General features: G+C 59.3%; 21 protein-coding genes and 1 pseudogene. 10 read left to right on the plus strand and 12 right to left on the minus strand.

What is annotated here, in order from left to right:
* Nucleotide 1: 1 nt before the first annotated feature.
* Nucleotides 2–304 (plus strand): hypothetical protein, encoded by a 303-nt coding sequence (locus IEW73_RS14165; protein WP_188676427.1) that lies wholly within the window; start codon nucleotides 2–4, stop codon nucleotides 302–304.
* Nucleotides 305–306: 2 nt separating this feature from the next.
* On the opposite strand, the gene IEW73_RS14170 is transcribed toward IEW73_RS14165, so the two are convergent.
* The 3 genes from IEW73_RS14170 to IEW73_RS14180 all read right to left on the minus strand — a co-directional run bounded on the left by IEW73_RS14170 (nucleotide 307) and on the right by IEW73_RS14180 (nucleotide 3,610).
* The gene (locus IEW73_RS14170) at nucleotides 307–714 is read right to left on the minus strand and encodes a DUF779 domain-containing protein (protein WP_188676430.1); all 408 of its coding nucleotides are present in this window, start codon (nucleotides 712–714) and stop codon (nucleotides 307–309) included.
* Nucleotides 714–2,237 carry an acetaldehyde dehydrogenase ExaC gene (exaC, locus tag IEW73_RS14175; RefSeq protein WP_188676433.1) on the minus strand — a complete coding sequence of 508 codons (1,524 nt, stop codon included), beginning with the start codon at nucleotides 2,235–2,237 and terminating at the stop codon, nucleotides 714–716. The genes IEW73_RS14170 and exaC overlap by 1 nt, the downstream gene beginning before the upstream one ends.
* Before the next feature lie 83 nt (nucleotides 2,238–2,320).
* Nucleotides 2,321–3,610, minus strand: coding sequence for a helix-turn-helix domain-containing protein (locus IEW73_RS14180; protein ID WP_188676436.1), 1,290 nt, complete (start codon nucleotides 3,608–3,610; stop codon nucleotides 2,321–2,323).
* A gap of 153 nt (nucleotides 3,611–3,763) precedes the next feature.
* Here IEW73_RS14180 and eat point away from each other — a divergent pair, with 153 nt between their 5' ends.
* Genes eat through eutC form a run of 3 tightly spaced genes read left to right on the plus strand, consistent with a single transcriptional unit; the run spans nucleotide 3,764 to nucleotide 7,355 of the window.
* Entirely contained in the window at nucleotides 3,764–5,203 is a 1,440-nt protein-coding gene (gene eat, locus IEW73_RS14185) for an ethanolamine permease (RefSeq protein ID WP_188676439.1), read from the plus strand.
* Entirely contained in the window at nucleotides 5,200–6,615 is a 1,416-nt protein-coding gene (locus IEW73_RS14190) for an ethanolamine ammonia-lyase subunit EutB (protein ID WP_188676442.1), read from the plus strand. Before eat ends, IEW73_RS14190 begins: the two co-directional genes overlap by 4 nt.
* Complete coding sequence (gene eutC / locus IEW73_RS14195) at nucleotides 6,612–7,355, plus strand: ethanolamine ammonia-lyase subunit EutC (RefSeq protein ID WP_188676445.1); 744 nt, start codon at nucleotides 6,612–6,614, stop codon at nucleotides 7,353–7,355. Before IEW73_RS14190 ends, eutC begins: the two co-directional genes overlap by 4 nt.
* A 24-nt stretch (nucleotides 7,356–7,379) precedes the next feature.
* Here the strand turns inward: eutC and IEW73_RS14200 are convergent, their stop codons facing one another.
* The 9 genes and pseudogenes from IEW73_RS14200 to IEW73_RS14240 all read right to left on the minus strand — a co-directional run.
* Nucleotides 7,380–7,763, minus strand: coding sequence for an aldo-keto reductase family protein (locus IEW73_RS14200; RefSeq protein WP_188676448.1), 384 nt, complete (start codon nucleotides 7,761–7,763; stop codon nucleotides 7,380–7,382).
* 18 nt (nucleotides 7,764–7,781) lie between these two features.
* Nucleotides 7,782–8,327 (minus strand): DUF3558 domain-containing protein, encoded by a 546-nt coding sequence (locus IEW73_RS14205; RefSeq protein ID WP_188676450.1) that lies wholly within the window; start codon nucleotides 8,325–8,327, stop codon nucleotides 7,782–7,784.
* Nucleotides 8,328–8,791: 464 nt separating this feature from the next.
* Nucleotides 8,792–9,922 (minus strand): phospholipase D family protein, encoded by a 1,131-nt coding sequence (locus IEW73_RS14210; protein WP_188676453.1) that lies wholly within the window; start codon nucleotides 9,920–9,922, stop codon nucleotides 8,792–8,794.
* A gap of 154 nt (nucleotides 9,923–10,076) precedes the next feature.
* Nucleotides 10,077–10,796: a 6,7-dimethyl-8-ribityllumazine synthase gene (locus tag IEW73_RS14215; protein ID WP_188676457.1), complete on the minus strand. Its 720-nt coding sequence runs from the start codon at nucleotides 10,794–10,796 to the stop codon at nucleotides 10,077–10,079.
* Between the two features lie 98 nt (nucleotides 10,797–10,894).
* Nucleotides 10,895–11,263, minus strand: coding sequence for a hypothetical protein (locus IEW73_RS14220; RefSeq protein ID WP_188676460.1), 369 nt, complete (start codon nucleotides 11,261–11,263; stop codon nucleotides 10,895–10,897).
* 317 nt (nucleotides 11,264–11,580) lie between these two features.
* Nucleotides 11,581–12,441, minus strand: coding sequence for a hypothetical protein (locus tag IEW73_RS14225; RefSeq protein ID WP_188676464.1), 861 nt, complete (start codon nucleotides 12,439–12,441; stop codon nucleotides 11,581–11,583).
* 213 nt (nucleotides 12,442–12,654) lie between these two features.
* Nucleotides 12,655–13,332, minus strand: a complete 678-nt coding sequence (locus IEW73_RS14230) for a PIG-L deacetylase family protein (RefSeq protein ID WP_206050464.1) — start codon at nucleotides 13,330–13,332, stop codon at nucleotides 12,655–12,657.
* A gap of 348 nt (nucleotides 13,333–13,680) precedes the next feature.
* Complete coding sequence (locus tag IEW73_RS14235; RefSeq protein WP_188676467.1) at nucleotides 13,681–14,214, minus strand: DUF4333 domain-containing protein; 534 nt, start codon at nucleotides 14,212–14,214, stop codon at nucleotides 13,681–13,683.
* A 158-nt stretch (nucleotides 14,215–14,372) separates the two neighbouring features.
* A pseudogene (locus tag IEW73_RS14240) lies at nucleotides 14,373–14,615 on the minus strand (transglycosylase family protein); the annotation flags it as partial.
* Nucleotides 14,616–15,213: 598 nt separating this feature from the next.
* On the opposite strand from IEW73_RS14240, the gene IEW73_RS14245 reads away from it, so the two are divergent.
* The 6 genes from IEW73_RS14245 to IEW73_RS14270 are packed head-to-tail and all read left to right on the plus strand — an operon-like array spanning nucleotide 15,214 to nucleotide 19,794.
* Complete coding sequence (locus IEW73_RS14245; RefSeq protein WP_188676470.1) at nucleotides 15,214–15,543, plus strand: hypothetical protein; 330 nt, start codon at nucleotides 15,214–15,216, stop codon at nucleotides 15,541–15,543.
* Complete coding sequence (locus IEW73_RS14250; protein WP_188676474.1) at nucleotides 15,540–15,866, plus strand: hypothetical protein; 327 nt, start codon at nucleotides 15,540–15,542, stop codon at nucleotides 15,864–15,866. The genes IEW73_RS14245 and IEW73_RS14250 overlap by 4 nt, the downstream gene beginning before the upstream one ends.
* On the plus strand, nucleotides 15,863–17,893 hold the full coding sequence (locus tag IEW73_RS14255) for a TPR repeat domain-containing protein (RefSeq protein WP_188676477.1): 2,031 nt from the start codon (nucleotides 15,863–15,865) through the stop codon (nucleotides 17,891–17,893). The genes IEW73_RS14250 and IEW73_RS14255 overlap by 4 nt, the downstream gene beginning before the upstream one ends.
* A complete protein-coding gene (locus tag IEW73_RS14260) occupies nucleotides 17,883–18,662 on the plus strand; it encodes a hypothetical protein (RefSeq protein WP_188676480.1) in 780 nt (259 codons plus the stop codon). Before IEW73_RS14255 ends, IEW73_RS14260 begins: the two co-directional genes overlap by 11 nt.
* A 2-nt stretch (nucleotides 18,663–18,664) precedes the next feature.
* Nucleotides 18,665–19,468, plus strand: a complete 804-nt coding sequence (locus tag IEW73_RS14265; RefSeq protein ID WP_188676483.1) for a hypothetical protein — start codon at nucleotides 18,665–18,667, stop codon at nucleotides 19,466–19,468.
* 2 nt (nucleotides 19,469–19,470) lie between these two features.
* On the plus strand, nucleotides 19,471–19,794 hold the full coding sequence (locus IEW73_RS14270) for a hypothetical protein (RefSeq protein WP_188676485.1): 324 nt from the start codon (nucleotides 19,471–19,473) through the stop codon (nucleotides 19,792–19,794).
* The last annotated feature ends 13 nt before the right edge of the window (nucleotides 19,795–19,807 follow it).

The following is a 19,807-nucleotide window of genomic DNA, read 5'->3' on the forward strand; positions in this document are numbered from 1 at the left end:
CATGACTAATCCTCAGTACACACCGCTCGACATCGCTCGCGGCGACGTTGACCTGTCGCGTCAGATCGAAAAATCTCTGACCATCACCGCGCGACACACCGACAACCCCGAACTTAAGCGACTCATCCACGACGTTCTTGCGCGTCGTATCAGTGTGCGCGACATGGCGATGACGACCGCGTTCAGTGCGATTGCACAGCCAGCGTCAGAAGAGTTCGCCCGGCGGCACAAACGCATGAACGACGATCAGCGGCGGAGGATGACTGCCCAAGCCGAACGAGACATCGCGCGGCGCCAGGAGTAGCCCTACAGCCACTCCCCTGCATTTCTCTGCCCGGCTTTCCATTGGGCACCGACCAACACCGGCGGCAAAGCTTCCATCTCTTCATCAGTGAATGCTCGTCCCCTGCTGAGGAATCGCACCCCGTCCGGAGCTTCAATACTGAAACCCGATCCGCGTCCGGGCACCACGTCGAGGATCATTTGCGTGTGCTTCCACGCCTCGAACTGCGACCCTGAAATCCACACCGGCACGTCGGCGAGCGTCCCCAGCAGCACGTCACGTTCCCCGATGATGAACTCCCCGTCGGGGTAACACATGGGAGCGGAGCCGTCGCAGCACCCACCGGATTGGTGGATCATTAGTTGGCCATGGCGGCCCGTGAGCGTTTTCAGCAGGTCACGAGCCGCCGGCGTCATTTCCACGCGGCGCATCAGAAGAATCCTTGCGCCCCGGCTGCGTAAGAGACGAGCAGGTTCTTTGTCTGCTGGTAGTGGTCGAGCATCATTTTGTGGTTTTCGCGTCCGATGCCGGATTGCTTGTAGCCGCCGAACGCGGAGTGTGCCGGGTACTGGTGGTAAGTGTTCGTCCACACGCGTCCCGCCTGAATCTCACGGCCTGCGCGATAGGCGGTGTCACCGTTGCGCGACCACACCCCCGCACCGAGCCCGTAGAGGGTGTCGTTGGCGATAGAGATCGCGTTGTCGAAGTCGCTGAATGGCGTCACCGAGACGACGGGACCGAAGATTTCTTCCTGGAAGATCCGCATGTTGTTGGTGCCGGTGAAGATGGTGGGCTGCACGTAGAACCCGCCGGAGAGGTCCCCGCCGAGATCGGCACGTTCACCGCCGGTGACCAGTCGGGCGCCTTCAGATTTGCCGATGTCGATGTAGGACAGAATCTTTTCGAGCTGGTCGTTGGAGGCTTGCGCGCCGATCATGGTTTCGGTGTCGAGCGGGTTGCCCTGGCGGACAGCTTTTGTGCGGATCGTGGCGAGCTCAAGGAACTCGTCGAAAATGTCCTCCTGGATGAGTGACCGTGATGGGCACGTGCACACTTCGCCCTGGTTGAAGGCGAACATTGTGAAGCCTTCGAGGGCTTTGTCCTGGTACGCGTCGTTGGCGGCGAGGACGTCGGAGAAGAAGATGTTGGGGCTTTTTCCGCCGAGTTCGAGCGTGACCGGGATGAGGTTTTCTGACGCGTATTGCATGATCAGTCGGCCTGTTGTGGTCTCACCGGTGAACGCAATCTTGCGGATGCGCGGGCTCGACGCGAGTGGCTTACCTGCTTCGACGCCGAAGCCGTTCACGATGTTGACCACACCTGCTGGCAGAAGATCGCCGATCAGGGAGAACAGATACATGATCGAGGCGGGGGTTTGTTCTGCAGGCTTGAGAACGATCGCGTTTCCTGCGGCAAGCGCGGGGGCGAGCTTCCACACGGCCATGAGGATCGGGAAGTTCCACGGAATGATCTGACCGACAACCCCGAGCGGTTCGTGGAAGTGGTAGGCGACGGTGTCCTCGTCGAGTTGGGACAGTGAGCCTTCTTGCGCCCGAATAGCTCCGGCGAAGTAGCGGAAGTGATCGATCGCTAGAGGGATGTCGGCGTTGATGGTTTCGCGGATGGGTTTACCGTTGTCCCATGATTCGGCGAGTGCGATCGCTTGAAGGTTTTCTTCCATGCGGTCGGCGATTTTGTTGAGAACATTGGCGCGGTCCGCGGCGGAGGCCTTGCCCCAGGCGGGTGCTGCGGCATGCGCGGCGTCGAGTGCTTTCTCGACGTCTTCCGCTGTCGACCGGGCGATCTCGATGAACGCCTGACCTGTTACGGGGGTGACGTTGTCGAAGTATTCACCCTTCGCGGGTGCTACCCATTCGCCGCCGATGAAGTTGTCGTACCGCGCAGGGAACGACATCAGTGCATCGGGTGAGCCAGGGCGAGCAAATTCAGTCATGACGTGCCTCCAGTGATCTGCGGGTCGTAAAACAGAACGCTAGAAGCGGCACCGTTGCATGCACGTTGCACGGGTGCGGACGGTTACATCCTGAGTTCTCGATCGAGTCGCATAATGCGGGCCTTGACCTGCGACCGCATCGGGTCCTCGGGGCGAAGCGAATGCAAATACGCCTCCAGGGAAGTGAGGTCATCGCGCCCATGCACCGACGACGTCCAGAAGTTCAGCATCGCTGGGTCACCGGAGCGCAGGAGGGCGGCCTGCATACGAGAATGGAGGTCTTCGCGCAGGTCAACAACACCAGGCGCATCGGATTCCGGCAGAACGGGCCCGGTGTAGGAACGTATTGCCACCTTGATGTCCCCCCGTTGCAGGGCTGCCATCACGTCCGCCACATCAGTGCGCACCTCAGACAGGAGCCGGTACGGCCTCGACCCCAGCACATGCGCGCCGATCACTTTCCGCAGCCGCGACATCTCCGCCCGCACCGTCACGTCGTCGAGGTCGGACTCATCAAGCAGCACGGCGAGGCGCGCGGAGGACAGCCCTTCCGGATGTTGCGCCAGGAGAAGCAAGATCTCGGCATGCCGTTGCGACAGCTTCCGACTACTGGAATCGTCGTGCAAAACAGGTCGCGTCAGACCGAGAGTCTGCAAACGCGGCACAGCCGCCGTGACGGGTTGCGGCGAGCGCATTAAATACAGTCGAAGTTCGTTTTCCGCAGCTCGCACAGTGGCCTTGACCAGCTGCAACATCTCCGGCACCGCGACGCGTGGGCCGCCAGTGATGTCAATGGCACCGATGATTCGGCCCGTCAGAGGATCGTGAACCGGTGCTGCCGAGCAGTTCCATTCGTGCACCGGCCGACTGAAATGTTCGGTACCAAAAATCTGAATCGGATGATCCACCGCCAGCGCCGTCCCCGGCGCATTGGTGCCGACGCGTTCCTCGCTCCAGTCCGCACCTTCGACGAAACTCATGCTCACAGCGCGGTCGCGTGCGCGCTGGTCCCCGTCCACCCACAGCAGCCGTCCCGCCTCGTCACTCATCGCGACGAGCAATTCGCTTCCGACAGCATCGGCAACGAGGAGTTCACGAATAACGGGTCGGATCAGCGACATGGGGTGCGCCGACCGATACGCCTCAAGGTCGGCAGCGGGCAGCAGGTCAGTCTGTTCCACGGCGTCTGGCGAGACCCCCCGTGTCTTCGAACGGATCCACGACTCACCTACCACGCTCCGCACCGACGCCGGAGTGATCCCCTTGTCGAGGAAAGACTCCCACGCGGAGGCGGCATCACTGGCAAACCGGGCGATGTCCGCACCTGGCGGCACCGAAAGCCACCGGTTGAGCTGGGGTTGAACCTGGGTCATAGAAGTAGCCGCCTCCTTCACCCTGAGAGTAACGCAGCTCACAGCGTGCGCCTAGTCACGCGAACAATAGCTGCAACGTCGATGCAACGTTCGCTTCCTAAGCTTTGCCGCATCCGCTTCCCGCCCCCACAAGAGCACCACGGAAGGAACGCGATGGCCGACAAAACCGTAGCGGCGCCGCACGATCGAGCTGAATTCCACACCGAATCTCAGGAATACCTCAATCGCAGATCGTTGAAGAAAGGCACCGCAGGGTGGGTTCTGCTCGCAGGACTCGGCGTCAGCTTCGTGATCTCCGGTGACTACGCAGGCTGGAACTACGGTCTCGGCGAAGGCGGGTTCGGCGGGTTGCTCATCGCCGCCGGGATCGTCGCAGCAATGTATCTGGCGATGGTGCTGGGCATGGCTGAGATGTCGTCGTCCCTCCCCGCCGCCGGTGGTGGCTACACATTCGCTCGTCGAGCGCTGGGGCCGTGGGGCGGATTCGCCACCGGCACAGCAATCCTCATCGAATACGCAATCGCCCCCGCTGCCATCGCGACGTTCATCGGCGCCTACGTCGAATCGCTGGGACTGTTCGGCATCACGAATGGCTGGTGGGTGTACCTGTTCGTCTACGTGCTGTTTATCGGGATTCACCTCAGCGGTGCGGGCGAAGCGCTCAAAACCATGTTCGTCATCACCGCCATCGCCCTCGTCGGGCTACTTATCTTTGCGGTCGTGGCCGTCACGCGTTTCGATTCCGCGAACCTCACCAACATTCCAGTCGATACCGAAGCCGTCGGATCTTCAGCCTTCCTACCTTTCGGAGTCCTCGGTATTTGGGCTGCGATTCCGTTCGCAATCTGGTTCTTCCTCGCCATCGAGGGTGTGCCACTGGCCGCTGAGGAGGCCACCCAACCGGAGAAGAACGTGCCACGGGGAATCATCGCCAGTATGTTCGTCCTGCTTGTGACAGCCGCGACCGTGCTTTTCCTCGCCACCGGTGCGATCGGTGCGGACACCCTGGCGTCGGCCGACAACCCACTCGTGCATGCCCTCGGCGAAGGTGGCGCCGCCAAGCTCGTCAACTACATCGGCCTTGCCGGACTTGTCGCCAGCTTCTTCGCCATCATCTACGCCTACTCGCGTCAAACATTCGCGCTGTCCCGCGCGGGCTACCTGCCGACGAGCCTGTCAGTGACCAACAGTCGCAAAGCCCCCGTCCTCGCGCTCATCATCCCCGGCGTCATCGGGTTCCTGCTCGCACTGACCGGCGAGGGCGCAACCCTGCTCAATGTGGCAGTGTTCGGGGCTGCACTCAGCTACGTTCTCATGATGGTGAGCCACATTGTGCTGCGCGTCCGTGAGCCCAACATGCCGCGTCCGTACCGCACCCCAGGCGGTATCGCTACCACCTCATTCGCCCTCGTCATCGCCGTGTTCGCGGTCATCGCCACGTTCCTCGTGGATCCGCTCGCCGCATTCCTCGCATTGCTGGTATTCGCCGGGTTCATGGCGTACTTCGGCTTCTACAGCCGCCACCGCCTAGTCGCCAATTCTCCCGACGAGGAGTTCGCCGCACTCGCCGATGCGGAGGCCGCACTGAAATGACCGTCTACACCCAGTCGCTCGGCGGCACCACCTACCAGTTCGACAGCCTTATTGACCTGCTCGCCAAGGCAACTCCACTTCGCTCCGGTGACGAACTTGCGGGGTGTGCGGCGGGGTCGGATGAGGAACGTGCCGCCGCGCAATGGGCCCTCGCCGACGTGGCGTTGCCCGTATTTCTGAGCGATCTCGTCATGCCGTACGAGACGGACGAAGTAACCAGGTTGATCATCGATTCGCACAACGGTGACGCGTTCCGCGAAGTCTCGCACCTGACGGTGGGCGGGTTGCGGGACTGGTTGCTCGACATCATAAGCCGGGATGACGCCGCTGCCCGACTACGCGCCGTCTCCCCCGGGTTGACACCCGAAATGGTCGCCGCAGTCAGCAAACTCATGCGCAACCAAGACCTGATCGCGGTAGGCAAAGCCATCGAGGTGACGGCCGGGTTCCGCACCACCATCGGACTGCCCGGTCGGCTCTCCACCCGCCTGCAGCCGAACCATCCCACCGACAACCCGCGCGGCATCGCCGCCGCCACCCTCGACGGCCTGCTCATGGGGTGCGGCGACGCAGTGATCGGCATCAACCCCGCCACCGATTCGCCGCAAGCCACCTCGGACCTTCTGCACCTGCTCGACGACCTGCGACAGCAATACAGCATCCCGATGCAGTCATGCGTGCTCTCCCACGTCACCACCACCCTGGGTCTCATCGAAGCAGGAGCGCCGGTGGACCTAGTCTTCCAATCAATCGCCGGAAGCGAAGGAGCAAACAAAGGATTCGGGGTGTCACTGAGTCTGCTCGAGGAAGCCAACGAGGCCGGACGATCCCTGAGCCGCGGAACCGTCGGCAACAACGTCATGTACCTCGAAACCGGACAAGGATCAGCGTTAAGCGCCGGAGCGCACATCGGCACCGGTGGGCGCCCCATCGATCAACAAACCCTCGAAACCCGCGCCTACGCCGTCGCACGACACCTCGACCCACTGCTGGTCAACACCGTCGTAGGGTTCATCGGGCCTGAGTACCTGTTCGATGGGAAACAGATCATCCGCGCCGGACTCGAAGACCACTTCTGCGGAAAACTCCTAGGCTTACCCATGGGCGTAGACGTCTGCTACACCAATCATGCCGAAGCTGACCAAGACGACATGGACACCTTACTGACATTGCTCGGTGCAGCCGGTGTTTCCTTCGTCATCACCGTGCCCGGCGCCGACGACGTCATGCTCGGCTACCAATCACTGTCGTTCCACGACGCGCTTTTCATCCGGCGCGCCCTCGGACTGCGGGCCGCACCCGAATTCGAAGAATGGCTCACCGGCCTAGGAATGGCCGACCGCGACGGCCGCATCGTCCCGATCGACCCAGCACGATCACCGCTACGCTCACTCGCAGGAGGCGTCGCATGACAGACCCCAACGACTTCTGGGCACCATTAAGAACATCAACCCAAGCACGCATCGGACTAGGCCGGGCCGGTGACGGACTCCCAACACGGAGAGTGCTCGAATTCCGCGCCGCCCACGCCGCCGCCCGCGACGCAGTGCACCAACCATTAGACGTTGAAGCCCTATCGGCAGAGGTTCGGCCACTGGGTTTAGGTGAACCCGCAGTAGTGCGCAGCCAAGTAACCTCACGGAGCGAATACCTTCGACGACCCGACCTGGGCCGCGTACCCGCCAACCTCGACGGGCTTACGCACGTGGGTGCCGATGTGGGCATCGTTCTCGCCGATGGGCTTTCACCCCGTGCACTACACGACCACGGAGCAGCACTCCTCGGCGCACTCGTAACCACACTCGGCGAGCGATACACCATCGCCCCACCCACCATCGCAACATCCGCCCGCGTCGCCCTCAGCGACCACATCGGAGCGGCACTCGGCGTCAACATCGTAGTCGTCATCATCGGCGAACGTCCCGGACTATCAGTCGCCGATAGCCTCGGCATCTACCTCACCTACGACCCCCGCCCCGGCCGAGCCGACTCCGAACGCAACTGCATCTCCAACATCCACCCACCCGACGGACTCGGCTACACCGAAGCCGCCCGCATCGTCCTCAGCCTCATCGGCGGCGCACGCGAACTCGGCAAAACCGGCGTCGAACTAAAAGACACAACCCCGCGAGGCGAACTCACGGGGTCGTAGTGGTGATGGGGGTTGGGGTGGGGTTTAGCGGGTCTGGCTGACAGCGTTCAGGTTCGCTCTGGTCGCGGCCTCGGCCTCTTCAAAGCGATCGACAGAGTTCTTGAAGACTGAGCGCATGCGTTCGACGACATCAATATGCTGCTCGATTGCGGTCTTGAGCGATTGACTTGACTCGTTTAACCGAGCAGCAAAAACGTCACGCGTATGAACTCCCGATGGGAGGATGCCGAAACCAACAACTTCCCCGTGCGAATAGATTTTCGCCAGCATTGCTTCCAAACCCTCAATGAACCGATTGCACGCCTCCAATGGTTCGCGCGCTTTGACAGGGTCCACCCACACCTGCCCGGCCTCCACTTCGTGACCAAGACCCGCCCAATGTTCCAACGCGTTAAATCGATCCGACATGGCCCCTCCATCGGACGTTCATTGCTGCGGCATGTACTCGCGGACATTGGCATACACCCGCTCCAAAATGTCACACGGTTCCTCCGGCACCCACTGACCCGCAGCCTGAAACTCATCAATCCGATCACCCAGCCGCTCCTCGTATTGATAGGAATAGAACCGTCCGGTGTCCCGCAAATCAGCAGCGCCCATGGCGATCGTTGGGTTCGCGATAATTCCGATACGGACGATCTGGCGCTCAAAAGGAAACGCCACAAGACAACTAAACATCCGTCGGTCGCGGCGAGCATCACTCGTCCGGTCATACTTCAAACCCGACGATCCCAGAACCGTCACCATCTCAAAATTCGTCATATTCGTAGTGGTTCGAAACTCGTCAAGCGTGTGCTCAGATGCCATGAACTGCAGCGAATACCACTCACCCTGCCATTCACAAATCTGAAAACCCATACACTCAATCTCACCAATACCCGAAGACTGGGACGACAATTCCAACGGGTACTCCACCAACGCCTCATCCGGCACTTCGGTGCACGCATGCCACACCTCAAACGGTGCAGCCACCTCACCTTGCGCAGGCTAAAGAGACGAACAGCCCGAAAGAACCACAACCACAACCGGCATACGCAACCGCTTCAGCATTGATACGTCCCTACTTTTAGATGCAAAAGCCAGATCGGACGCACCACAAGGCGGTTTGGTTCCACCAGGTTCGTATGGTTCCCGTCACATACGAGCGGGGTGGTCAACTACATCGAGTCGCCTAAGCGGCGCGGACTCGTTCTCGCGAGCCACTACCCCTCTGACGCCAGAACGAGCAGACGCACACCGAAGGCAGAAGGAAAGCATCGCTCGTTGCGACAGGTTCTAATTCCCCGTGTGAAAGTCAGCGCGATATACCGCCGATGAATGAGGCCAGCCAATCCGCTTGCCCGATGGTGCCGTCATTGAATGGACCTTCTTGGCATTGGCTCGAGCGCACCTCGAAGCCCACTCGCTAGGTGACACCGTGCCCGCTGATTTCGCTATTAGGTGTAGTCGATATCCGGCCAAAGTCCAAGAATGGCATCGAGCCTCCGTTTAACTCGGTATGTGCGATTGTTGAACTCAGGCTTCTCTCCTAACTTGTCAAGAGCTTCTTTCAGGTCGTTGAACTCGCGGATGAATTCGGAGTTCTTGCGCACCAAATAGTAGTAAGTGCGCGGAGGCGATGCTTCGAAGTCGTTGTAGATGTGCTCAATACGCGCTGGCTCGTAAACGGGGCACTTGTTGGTGAGTTTGCCGCCAGCTGTTTCTGGAACGACTACGAGGTACTCATCGCCGGAGTACGACTGCTTGTTCTCCCAGACGGGGTCGCCCTCGTCCTCAACCCACACCATGTCTAGAGTGATCGTCCCCGGCGCAGTCTCGTCCGTTTCAATTCCGAGGTCTTCACTCAGTTCCTCCCAAATATGCTCTGCCTCTTCCGAGGCAGTGGATTGACCTGTCCGTAGCAGACGTACCACGGTAGGAATAGGCCAGTGCGGCGCGCGATCGTTCGCACCATCGGGCTCGCCTGTTGCATCATCGTGAGCCGGTTCGTTGCCCCTGCTACTTTCATCATCGGGATTTTCGTTTTCTGGGTTTCGATCGACCCCGTATACGCCGACGAGGTGCGCGAGGTTCTCAAGTGTGAGCGGCGCACCTGCAAGACGTTTCCACTCCGTGAATGCCTCGCGTGCATCTGCGAGGCATTCACGGGTGTCGGCGACGATCACCGCTTCACGCAGTCGGTTCGCGGATGAGTTCGACAGGTTCGCCGACCCTGTGACGATGAATGCTGGATACTTGGCGGAGACCGCCTCGGCGAGAATCATTTTGGCATGCAGATCTTGCAAGCTGTAGATGGACGCGCCTGCGCGCATCCATGCGGTGAGCACTTTCGGGTCCGTCGCCCCCGACCGCACTGTCGCTTCGGTGGCGTCGGTAATAATTGTCGACCCCACACCTACTGGCATCAGGGCAACTGCACCGGGGCCGACGTATGCAACCGCCGCAGTCAACGTGGTCTTGTAGGGTTCCAATGCAGGCGTGAGCGTGTCCCACACGCGTTTGCCGGTTAGCAGTCGAACTGAGGTCGAATCGTTCAAAATAGACGGTGCGGAATGATCGGTCTTCATTGTGGTTGTACCTTCCGGGAATTCTCGCTCCGCCATATAGAAGGTCCTGCGAGTTTTATTTAGAGGTTGACGCGACAGTCTTTTTTGCACCACTGAACGGCGGAAGTAGCCGCGCAATCACTGATTGTTCTGCGAACTTGGCTCCGCTGTTGTTCTAGTACAGACGGCTTACTATTTCTGACCGTCCGTGATTGGAGAGGTGGTTGAGCCACGTTCTGCTCAGATTGATATGTTCGTCGAACGTGATGGCCGAAACCGGTCCCCGCGGCGCATGCCATGGCGCGGGCGGCATTTTGCTGATTGGGAGCCTCGCGACTAGGGGGACAAAGTGTTCGATCTGGACGTCGACAAGGCCCATGTCCGAGCCTTGGGTGACGAAAACTCTGCCGTCGACTAAACTTCCGCTGCCTACGATGCCGTTGTAGCGGTTTGTGGATTGTATGAACACGGGCGCGCCTTGGGTGAGGTTACTTACCGAGTCTCCCAAGTTCCATAGAAACCGGACGGCTATCCCCTTAGGTGTTTCTCGGACTAGACGACGACGCAACTGTGGCGCGAACAGCGAGTCGTCGCCATCCCAGTGCAGTAAATAGCCTCCGTCGTCAGATCCGATTTGAGACGGCCCAACGCGAAACCCCTGCCTGGTAATCGTGTTGCGCTCAGTTTCCCGGATTGCGCCAGATTTGGTTTGTACAAAGTACCGGACATCGTTCGCACCCCATGCGCTGTCGACTGAGCGGACCACTAAGTTTCCTTCGAGGAGTTCCATCTGTTGCGCGGTGTCTCGTGCATCGAGAAATGGGTTCTGGTTGTGGTAGTTGTAGTTGCGGGCGTACACGGGAGTGCCCGTCTCATAAAGGTCGTCAAGGAACATCGCTAGATCTACCTTCTTGCGCTGCGCTATATTCAGGCAGGACTGATAGCGCCTAGAGGGATTTCCAGGCGTCGAGGGACAAAGACTGTGGACTGGTGTTACTCGGCGAGAAGTTCTCGGATTGTGCGGAGGATTTCTGCGGGGCGCCCTCCGGCGGCTTCCCTTAGTCGTTCGTCACCAATGTCGGTGGGATTCAGGATTGCCTCAACGATTACACCGAGCGGTGCTCCCACTTTGTAGACACGCACCTCTTCGGAAAATCTCGGAGCCGGATTACTGTCGAGGACATGCTGCGGGTAGTAGCCAAGACCATGTTCGCGCAATTTGTCAGCGATCTCGGCAAGCACGCGCACACCTAAACGGTTATAGCCGAGCACCTCTCGAAGCTCGCCAAGTGTGACCACTGTTAGCCCGCCTAGTTCGTCGGCGGCTTCTGCCAGGTCTGGGATCGAGTCGAATTGTGCCACGGTGCCCCCTCAAGATGGTCTCCAAAGTTTACCATGGCCAACACTTAAGAGTCTATATTATTTTCCAAACGGCAAATAATATATCCGAAGTGTGCGCAGCCTCCTGGAAACCCGGCGAAAAGCACAGCACAAGAACGGTTTTGAGGACTACCGCCTGTCGCATACTCAGAACAACCTCATTGGCGGAGGGTGAATTCCAGCCGTCTAGCCTCACGCCTGCCCGAACACGTCAGCCAAACCCGAATCGGGCGCATTGCGGGCGCACTCGTTGCTCACATTGTCCGGTGATCACCAACTTCACCGATAAGCAAAATTAGTCATACCTCGGTATAGCAGCCGTCACCAGTTGGGTACACGCACCCAACATCAATCGACTGCAGAAGCGCCAGAAGGTCATCACTTGGACGGTCAGGCAGGAGAAGGCATAATTCCTCCACATCTGAACGACTGAGAAATCTTTGGTAGTCGAGGAGCTGACCAATAGCCATTCTGACTGCGTCTCGGCCTGTTGACGCTTTTGCTTCGTATAGTCGCTTCTGAGTGACATCAAACAGATCGGTGTAGAGGGTCGTATCCCCAACTGGAATCGTCCATCGCTCGACGGTGTGACCTAGAAGTTCAAGATAGTCCTTGTATGCTGCACACATTTTTGACTCTGCGCGCAAAGCTGTTCCGTTAGACCAGGAACTCACTTCATACTTTTCAACCAGCAATTTTTCTGCAGGCACGCGCACAGGATTGCGACTCTTGGCGTTGGGCTCCTTTCTGCGTAGGCTTTTCAGATGCTCACGCCAAACCTGCTCTAATCGATCAGCGTCCTTCGCTGTAACCCCGCTTTGCCTTGGAAACCACCCGAGCCAAATTCCCTCACTTCGCAGTTTCGTCAGAGTGAGCCGGTCCTCTGAATCAAGCATCGCGGACCACAAAATAGGGATGAAGTCACCTCCCGAGGGCACGGGTTTTGTCGCGGCGATCGTCCCGCTGCCGATGATTCCTTGTTCCGGTAAGGCGGAATACAGAAAGACTCGATCACCCACAACGATTCGGGAAAGGTTGGCGTAAGCCCAATAGGAATCCAACGCCTCCCTGCGCTGACCGGTCGCTTCGATAATACTGACCCGCCGGTCGAACGTGAAGCTTCGATCGTTTGGATTACGCACGAGCACATACGTGGACACACAACAATGGTTGCACCTCGCTGCAGATTCCACCTGCGCTTCGGCTAGGTACCTGGCCGTTCACGGGCTCTACGAAATTTACTTCTGTACTGCGCACCGGCAATGCTCATCGCTCACACTCGCTACACGGTTCCGAAGGCCGCGCCGATCCAGGTTGACGGTCGAGACTTGACCGTTCGAGACGAAATTGATCTACTCGCCCCATCCATCCACCTATCGCGAGGCACCTTCGATAGGGATCAGCTCGAACGTCACCGCAGCCTCGGTGCCCAACTGCACACCACCATGAGTCAGGTTTTCTTGGAGCATCTGCAACGACGAATCGTCCGGCCCGAGGCCTCGCAAATACTCTCGGTGTTCCTGAAGTGAAGCAACTGCATCCTGAACAAAGTCGCTGACATCCACGCCGTGCGTCGACACCGGGGAGGTACACGCCGCCACCCAACGCACCACGCCAGACTCCATCGCAGCAGCAACAATCGCCGAACCAGCATTGCAGTGATCCGACGAATTCATGAAGTCGCCGCCCGGCCATTTGTCACGAAAATTCAGCGTCACGATCAGCTCAGCCCGATACTCCCGCATCACTGCAACAAGATCCGCACGGAGACCTGGAGAATCTTCCAGAACGAAATCCGGGTACCGCAGGAATCGCACATCAGTAACGCCCACCCGAGCTGCGCTTGCCAATTGTTCTTTCTCACGAATGGGGCCGCACACCGCGGGATCCATACCCTCGATCCCCTGCTCACCGCTGGTGATCATCACGTATGCGATCGACTTTCCCTCTCGCACCCATCGCGCAATCGCAGCGGCCGCGCCGTACTCCACGTCATCTGGGTGAGCGACAATCGCCAGCGCCCTCGACCAATCGCCAGGAAAAGGCTTCATCGTTCCAGTGTGCGGCATAGTTGGGAGTTGCGGAAGGGACCGCATCGGACATCCGTGGGTGTCACGGCACCCGAAGTGACCTGTCCGCGATTTCTGTTCGGCCGCCCACATGGTTGCCTGCGCTGCTAGATTCCGCGTGAGACGCTAAGCCACTGTTGTCCCGCATGTCGGGGACGCTGAAATGGACGTTCCGCTAAACCTTGCTCGTGTGTATAAGGCGATTGACAAAGCCGGTTCCGTCGGTGGCATCGGACTCGACCGCATTAAACGAAAACAAGCCCCTTGCAGACTACGGACATGCGAGGCGTCCCGCCCTAGTGACGGCGGAGCACTCAGCTAGCGTCCCGCTTACTCCAACAGGGTGAAGTCGAGGGTAGCGACCACACCGTCCACCGCCACCACCTCGGCATCGACTTGCCGGGTTTCACCGTCGGGATCAGCGAAGCTGCAACGCTGTAGTTCACCCACCGTCGCTGGGAGGTCCCCTTCGCACGACACCGCCTCCAAGGCAACGTCGTCGACGCTTTCGTGCAACACACGTTCTACCTCAGCGCGGCCCAACAGGAGGATCGTTCCCTGGTCGAGGTTGTAATCCACGGTGCGGCCCTCCACCCCGGTGACCGAAACCCATACTTCGTACTCCGAACCCACACTGTCGACCACTGTGCACCGCATCGTGGCTTCAAGTTCGCCGGGTAAATCCTCCGGGCAGGTCACATCATTAAGCTCTTCGCCGATCTGCTCCCCTACCACGTCACCAATCGTGGCTTCCACCTCGTCGCGCTCAACATAAAGCTCGGATGAGCACCCCGCCGCGGCGAGACTTACAGCCCCGAAACCTACGGCACACAAAAGCACAGCAGACCGCCGACCAGCACCCATGAATCACCCTCCAGCTCGATGTTTCCCGCACAGTACTGCAGAACGAGATCGCTCAACCCCGTAACAGCGAATCGCTAACCGGGAAAGACCATTTCAGACAAAAAGAACGCCACCCATCGACGGTGATGGGTGGCGTAATTGGGTTTGTAAGTTTGTCGTTAGCGGATTCCAAGCTTGGCGGAACATGCGGGCCATGCGCCCCAGCCTTGACCGGCCTGTACACGCTCAGCCACTGCGATCTGCTGTTCCTTTGACGCGAGGTCAGCACGTGGGGCGAACTCGCCGCCGCCGAAGGCGTTCCATGTGCTTGCGGTGAACTGGAGTCCACCAGTGAAACCGTTGCCGGTGTTGATCGACCAGTTACCGTTCGATTCACACTCGGCCAGCATGTCCCACACTGGGTTGTAGGACGGGCCGAGGTCGATCGGCTTCACTGCAACCGCGGCGACACTCGTCATCGGTTCCGCTGAAACATTCGCCACAGTTTCCGCCGGTGAGGCCAACGCAACACCTGTGCTCGCCGATGCTGCTACTGCTGCAACCGCGAGGCCAGTGGCGGCCTGACGCTTCGTGGACTGTTGCTTGATGATTTCAATGAGGTGCGGCACCTATGACACAACCTTTGGCTTCTCGACTTCGGGGCGGTCCCCGTTGGCATGTATTCATCATTGAAAAATTCGGACAGCACAACAATGATGGCCATCACAGTGAGGTCTGATTCACACCTGCGCCACAAAACTGACACAGTGTGACTTAGGTTTCATTCGATGCCTAGCTCGGAGCGCAGAGTTGACGTCATATTTGTGAACCCGCTGCTCTAGACCGGTTTATCCTCAGGTCAAACTTCACCGCTCCCGACGCGACGCTGCCGCGTAGACGCAAAGCCTTGCCAACCACTCGGCACGTATGACCCACATCACCTGACTGAATTGGAACCGGGCGGTTGTCGCGTGCGTCTACCCCCTAGATGTTCAACGCGCGACAGGAGGGGGATATACAGTGGCGCCGCTACCTACCAACCATCCTGAGGGGTCGGTCAGAATCTCATCCGTTGCGGTGAATGAGCTGATCGCGACGTTCACCGCGTTCGCCACTGAAGTAGATGGTTTTCGTGCCGTTGACGTGACAGATGAGGTTAGCGCCGCCCTTCCAGCCTCGGACATTGCTGCAGCATGCACAGAGTTGAGAAACGCATTGTCGGCGAACTTGGCGTCAATGTCGGCACGCACCAATCGCCTTGCCGAGGTTACAAACTTGTCGTGGCGTCTCATGTCGTCTGCTGACCATCTGTTCGGCGAAGCTATCGTCGCTGTTGGGGAGGGCGAATGAGGCCGACCAGATCCCAGTGTGAGCGTTGGTGGCCCGCCGTCATTTCGGTCGGCGAGAGCCGCGCAACGCAACTCGCTCGTGAAGTCTTGGATGAGAGTTCAGCGATGGCGCGTCGGATGACCGACGATGGAATTGCGTGGACCGGCATCGCCCGCCGTGCAGCCGAAGATCGAGTCGAACGGGAACACGCGCAGAACAAACGAGTTGCGTACGCACTTGAGGACCTTGCCGACGAATACCGCGCGGCAATGCGCGGGCTGCAGCCTCTGCGCGACAGTGTTCACAACCTACTTTTACCGCGCAGCTTCTCGGGTGTGACGTGACCGAGGATTGGCAGGTACTACCAGCACAGGCAGCCGACGAAAGCACAGCTAACGCGGCAGCAACCATTCAGGCTCGCCTGCGGAGCATCGTCGATGAGATTGACTCGGTGGATCGCCGAGCAGCTTCGGCCATCCTAGAAATCGCCTCGCAACTAAGGGACGATGCGCCCGAATCCAGCGCACTATCAGGCCAACGCGGCAACGAGGCGGGTCAAGCTTCCCTCGCTGACGACATCGAACCTGCAGAATTGGCCAAGATCGGACGTGAGCTCACCCTTGCAGGACTCACCCCTGACCAACTCCGAATCCTGGCCGACGGCGGCACAATCACAGACCTCCCGACTGGAACCCAGGACTACCTCCGAAGCTTTGTCGCCACCGCCGGTTCTGACGGAATCATGCGACTTCACAAAGAATTCGCCGCACTAGGAACACCAGAGGGTAACGCACACGCCACCGCACTCGCCGACGCCGTGCTCGCGATCTCGCACGAACGCGTCGCAATCGGAGATAACCACTTTGGCAGCTACGACGAGCTCCCACAAGAAATGCGGGACACGATCAGCACCCGCTACGGTTCCGGGCCCGATAGCAATTCAGATGCACGCTTCTTCTCATCCCAGTCGTTCGCTGATATTGGCTCACTGCTAGCAAGTTCCAGCCCAGAATCTCTCCCCGGGGAACAGTTGGGTGTCGAACTTGGACGCCAGGCCGCGAATCTTGAGCTACTCGCACGCGACGCCGCTGAATACCGTCCGTCCCACGGCGGGATGAATGTCGGCAGTCTGACTAAATCGCCATACGATCAACACCACTACAACTCTGCGATCGAAGACATGATGTCGGTCGCCACCCGAAACCCCGACGTGTCAGCCGCACTACTATCCGGCACGACACACGATGGGGCCCAGATCAGTGGGTACGAACCCCACAACACCCTGATTCCCCTCATGACTCGCGAGTGGGACAACACCGAAAACATCACCAGCATGTTCGAATGGATCGCCACCGACGCACAAAGCGACGATCCCGATCAACGAGCGCGCGGACAACAAGGCTTCCGAGACCTCGTCGACGTCACCACCAACCACGAAACCTCCACCGGCACCAACAGCTTCCACGACCTCATGCACACCTCCGGCGGCACCCTCGGGCAACTCAACCCAGCTCTCGCGCAACAGCTCGCCGTCGCGTCCGTACCGTATATGAATGCACTTGGCGGGATGCATAACAGCCTTAGCGGATTCGACGACATTTCCAACATATCGCCAGGTGACTCCGTGCGCTTCATGACCCTCATCGCAGGCGACCCGGAAGCAGCACACATGCTCCATAGCCATATCGAGATCCAGCGCAGCATCAATGCCTACGATGCGGTGTCTCAGGACTACAGCGGGGCAATGATCGCCGGAGAAACAAACGGGAAGCTCCAACTGTTCTTCGAATCCGCGTTGGAGGCTGATCGGAGCCATCGGGAGAACTTCGCGCACGAAGTTGGCCAGCTTGAAAGTGAGAAATCCGAGGCTCGGCGCGACTTCATAAGGGGAACGATTGGGCTGATTCCGCACCCGGCAGTGGGCATCGGAGCCGAGGCGTTCCCGCTGATGTTTGGAGACTTCACAACGCCAGATGGACTCGTCAACTACGACACCTTCCCACGCGCTGTTGAGTTCAACGAAACTCACCGTGGGCTGACGTTGTCACAGTTGCACGCCATAGCGATTGCGGAAGGTGTGCCGCTCGAGAGGTATCCCGCTGATTTGACTGTTGACAGTGGTGAAGGAAGTCGTCTGATGACGGTGCAGGAAATTGAGCCTCTGTATCGAGAACGCTCCGGAGAAGTCAGGTTCCTGAGCGCCGAGCTTGAACAGGCGATCCGTGACCACGGAGGTGGCGCAAGTCTTGACCCGATCAGAAAAGGTTCCGAGTGGGCTGCAAATCATGCCGACGGCAACGTCGGAAACCGAGATGATTACACGCGACTTTCTGACGGAGCGTGGAATTGGAGGAAACCCGATGAAAATTAATTCGCTTTTCCGCGCAGGTGTGGCCGCGTTCGCTGCCGTCCTCACCATCGCCGCATGCAGCACCACGCCCGAGGAAGAAACACCTGATCCACTGCTCCCAGTCGCGACCGAAGACTATGTCTTCCCTGTTGAGCTTGCCGGTGACTACACCGTCCGATGGACGGCCGCCGACGGCATCGACCTCACCTCACCCGAAGCCACCATCGTCCGCGCCATCAGCGAAACCATCACCCTGTCCGGACTCGTGGGCGAGAAACTCAGCTACCCTGGCTGGTACGAATTCTGGGAAGAATACAACAGCAAACCCGACATCGTCGATCGCACAAGAACACTAGGAAGCCCCAGCGCGCTGCGGTACTTGGGAACCGACGACCGCTACCTATACCTTCTGGAAGAAACCGACAATGGAATACGCGCCGAGTTCTGCCAGGACACCAGCTACCGCGTCGCCTCACTTGACCGCGGCGAAACATACAACTGGGCCCCGAGTCTTCGCGCTCCAGTCCTTTCAGCCCAGCTGACTCTCACCCCGGCAGATCCCGCGGCCGACAGCGCACCAGCACCCGAACCATCCGGTCTCCGCGCACCCAACTGGAACGTCTTCGAGGGCTGGGATGGGGTGAGGCTATTTGCCACTGGCGACTACCACTTCTGTCGCGACTGGTACGAAAACCGCCAACGCGACACCGACATACCCGAATGGTTCAACACCACCGGCACCCCACCCGCTGAACTGCCGCCAGTTAAACCGCCACACCCAGGCTGGTGATAGTGAAACTCCATCACCTGCGCACGTTCACCGCCGCATCCCTCACCACACTCACGATCACCGCCTGCAGCCCCCTGCCAGAGGAACCAACCCCTAATCCCCTCACCCCGGTCCCAACCGAAGACTACGTCTTCCCTGTTGAACTTGCCGGAGACTACACCGTCCGATGGACGGCCTCCGACGGCATCGACCTCACCTCACCCGAAGCCACCATCGCCCGCGCCATCAGCGAAGCCATCACCCTGTCTGCCCTCGTGGGCGAAGAACTCAGCTACCCCGGGTGGTTCGAATTCTGGGAAACCTACAACAAAAGACCTGACATCGTCGACCACGAGCGAACGCTCGGCACCCCCAGCGCGTGGCGTTACCTCGGAACCGAAGACCGCTACCTATATCTGCTCGAAGAAACCGACAACGGGATACGCGCCGAATACTGCAACGATGCCAGCTACAGCGTCACATCACGCGACCACGGCGAAACCTACAACTGGACCCCGAGTTTTACTGAGCTGCGCGGCGGCGGCAAGTTTCCCGCCCCGATCTATTCAGCTCAGCTGATTTTCAACCAAACTGACCCCACAGCCACCAACTCAACAACACGCGAACCGTCCGGCCTCCGCGCACCAAACTGGAATGTTTTCGAAGGCTGGGAAGGCGTCAAACTCCTCGCCACCGGCGACCACCACTTCTGCCGGGACTGGTACGAAAACCGGAACCGTGACACCGACATGCCCGAATGGTTCGACACCACCGGCACCCCACCCACTGGACTCCCACCAGTCAAACCCTCACACCCAGGCTGGTGAATATGAGACTCCATAACCTGCGGACATTCATCGCAGCGTCACTTGCTGCGCTCACCGTAGCTGCATGCAGCGCCGACGTACCGGTACCAACCCCTGATCCACTCACCCCGGTTGCAGCGGAAGACTACGTCTTCCCAGTTGACCTGGCCGGTGATTACACCATCCGGTGGACTGCCGCCGACGGCATCGACCTCACCTCACCCGAAGCCACCGTCGTCCGCGCCGTCAGCGAAGCCATGACACTGTCGGGACTCGTGGGTGAAGAACTCAGCTACCCCGGGTGGTTCGAATTCTGGGAAACTACAACAGTCGGCCGGACACTGTAGCCGACATCTATGC

The sequence above is a fragment of the Hoyosella rhizosphaerae genome, from assembly GCF_014643175.1.
In the GTDB taxonomy this organism is placed as follows: Bacteria; Actinomycetota; Actinomycetes; order Mycobacteriales; family Mycobacteriaceae; genus Lolliginicoccus; species Lolliginicoccus rhizosphaerae.

Bases quoted from the DNA above. Each gene is read 5' to 3' on its own strand.
- IEW73_RS14235 (WP_188676467.1), bottom strand. From the start codon at position 14,214: ATGGGTGCTGGTCGGCGGTCTGCTGTGCTTTTGTGTGCCGTAGGTTTC.
- IEW73_RS14210 (WP_188676453.1), bottom strand. From the start codon at position 9,922: ATGAAGACCGATCATTCCGCACCGTCTATTTTGAACGATTCGACCTCA.
- IEW73_RS14170 (WP_188676430.1), bottom strand. From the start codon at position 714: ATGCGCCGCGTGGAAATGACGCCGGCGGCTCGTGACCTGCTGAAAACG.
- IEW73_RS14165 (WP_188676427.1), top strand. From the start codon at position 2: ATGACTAATCCTCAGTACACACCGCTCGACATCGCTCGCGGCGACGTT.
- IEW73_RS14250 (WP_188676474.1), top strand. From the start codon at position 15,540: ATGAGGCCGACCAGATCCCAGTGTGAGCGTTGGTGGCCCGCCGTCATT.
- IEW73_RS14190 (WP_188676442.1), top strand. From the start codon at position 5,200: ATGACCGTCTACACCCAGTCGCTCGGCGGCACCACCTACCAGTTCGAC.
- IEW73_RS14230 (WP_206050464.1), bottom strand. From the start codon at position 13,332: ATGAAGCCTTTTCCTGGCGATTGGTCGAGGGCGCTGGCGATTGTCGCT.
- IEW73_RS14215 (WP_188676457.1), bottom strand. From the start codon at position 10,796: ATGTTCCTTGACGACCTTTATGAGACGGGCACTCCCGTGTACGCCCGC.
- eat (WP_188676439.1), top strand. From the start codon at position 3,764: ATGGCCGACAAAACCGTAGCGGCGCCGCACGATCGAGCTGAATTCCAC.
- IEW73_RS14270 (WP_188676485.1), top strand. From the start codon at position 19,471: ATGAGACTCCATAACCTGCGGACATTCATCGCAGCGTCACTTGCTGCG.
- IEW73_RS14180 (WP_188676436.1), bottom strand. From the start codon at position 3,610: ATGACCCAGGTTCAACCCCAGCTCAACCGGTGGCTTTCGGTGCCGCCA.
- IEW73_RS14200 (WP_188676448.1), bottom strand. From the start codon at position 7,763: ATGTCGGATCGATTTAACGCGTTGGAACATTGGGCGGGTCTTGGTCAC.
- exaC (WP_188676433.1), bottom strand. From the start codon at position 2,237: ATGACTGAATTTGCTCGCCCTGGCTCACCCGATGCACTGATGTCGTTC.
- IEW73_RS14260 (WP_188676480.1), top strand. From the start codon at position 17,883: ATGAAAATTAATTCGCTTTTCCGCGCAGGTGTGGCCGCGTTCGCTGCC.
- eutC (WP_188676445.1), top strand. From the start codon at position 6,612: ATGACAGACCCCAACGACTTCTGGGCACCATTAAGAACATCAACCCAA.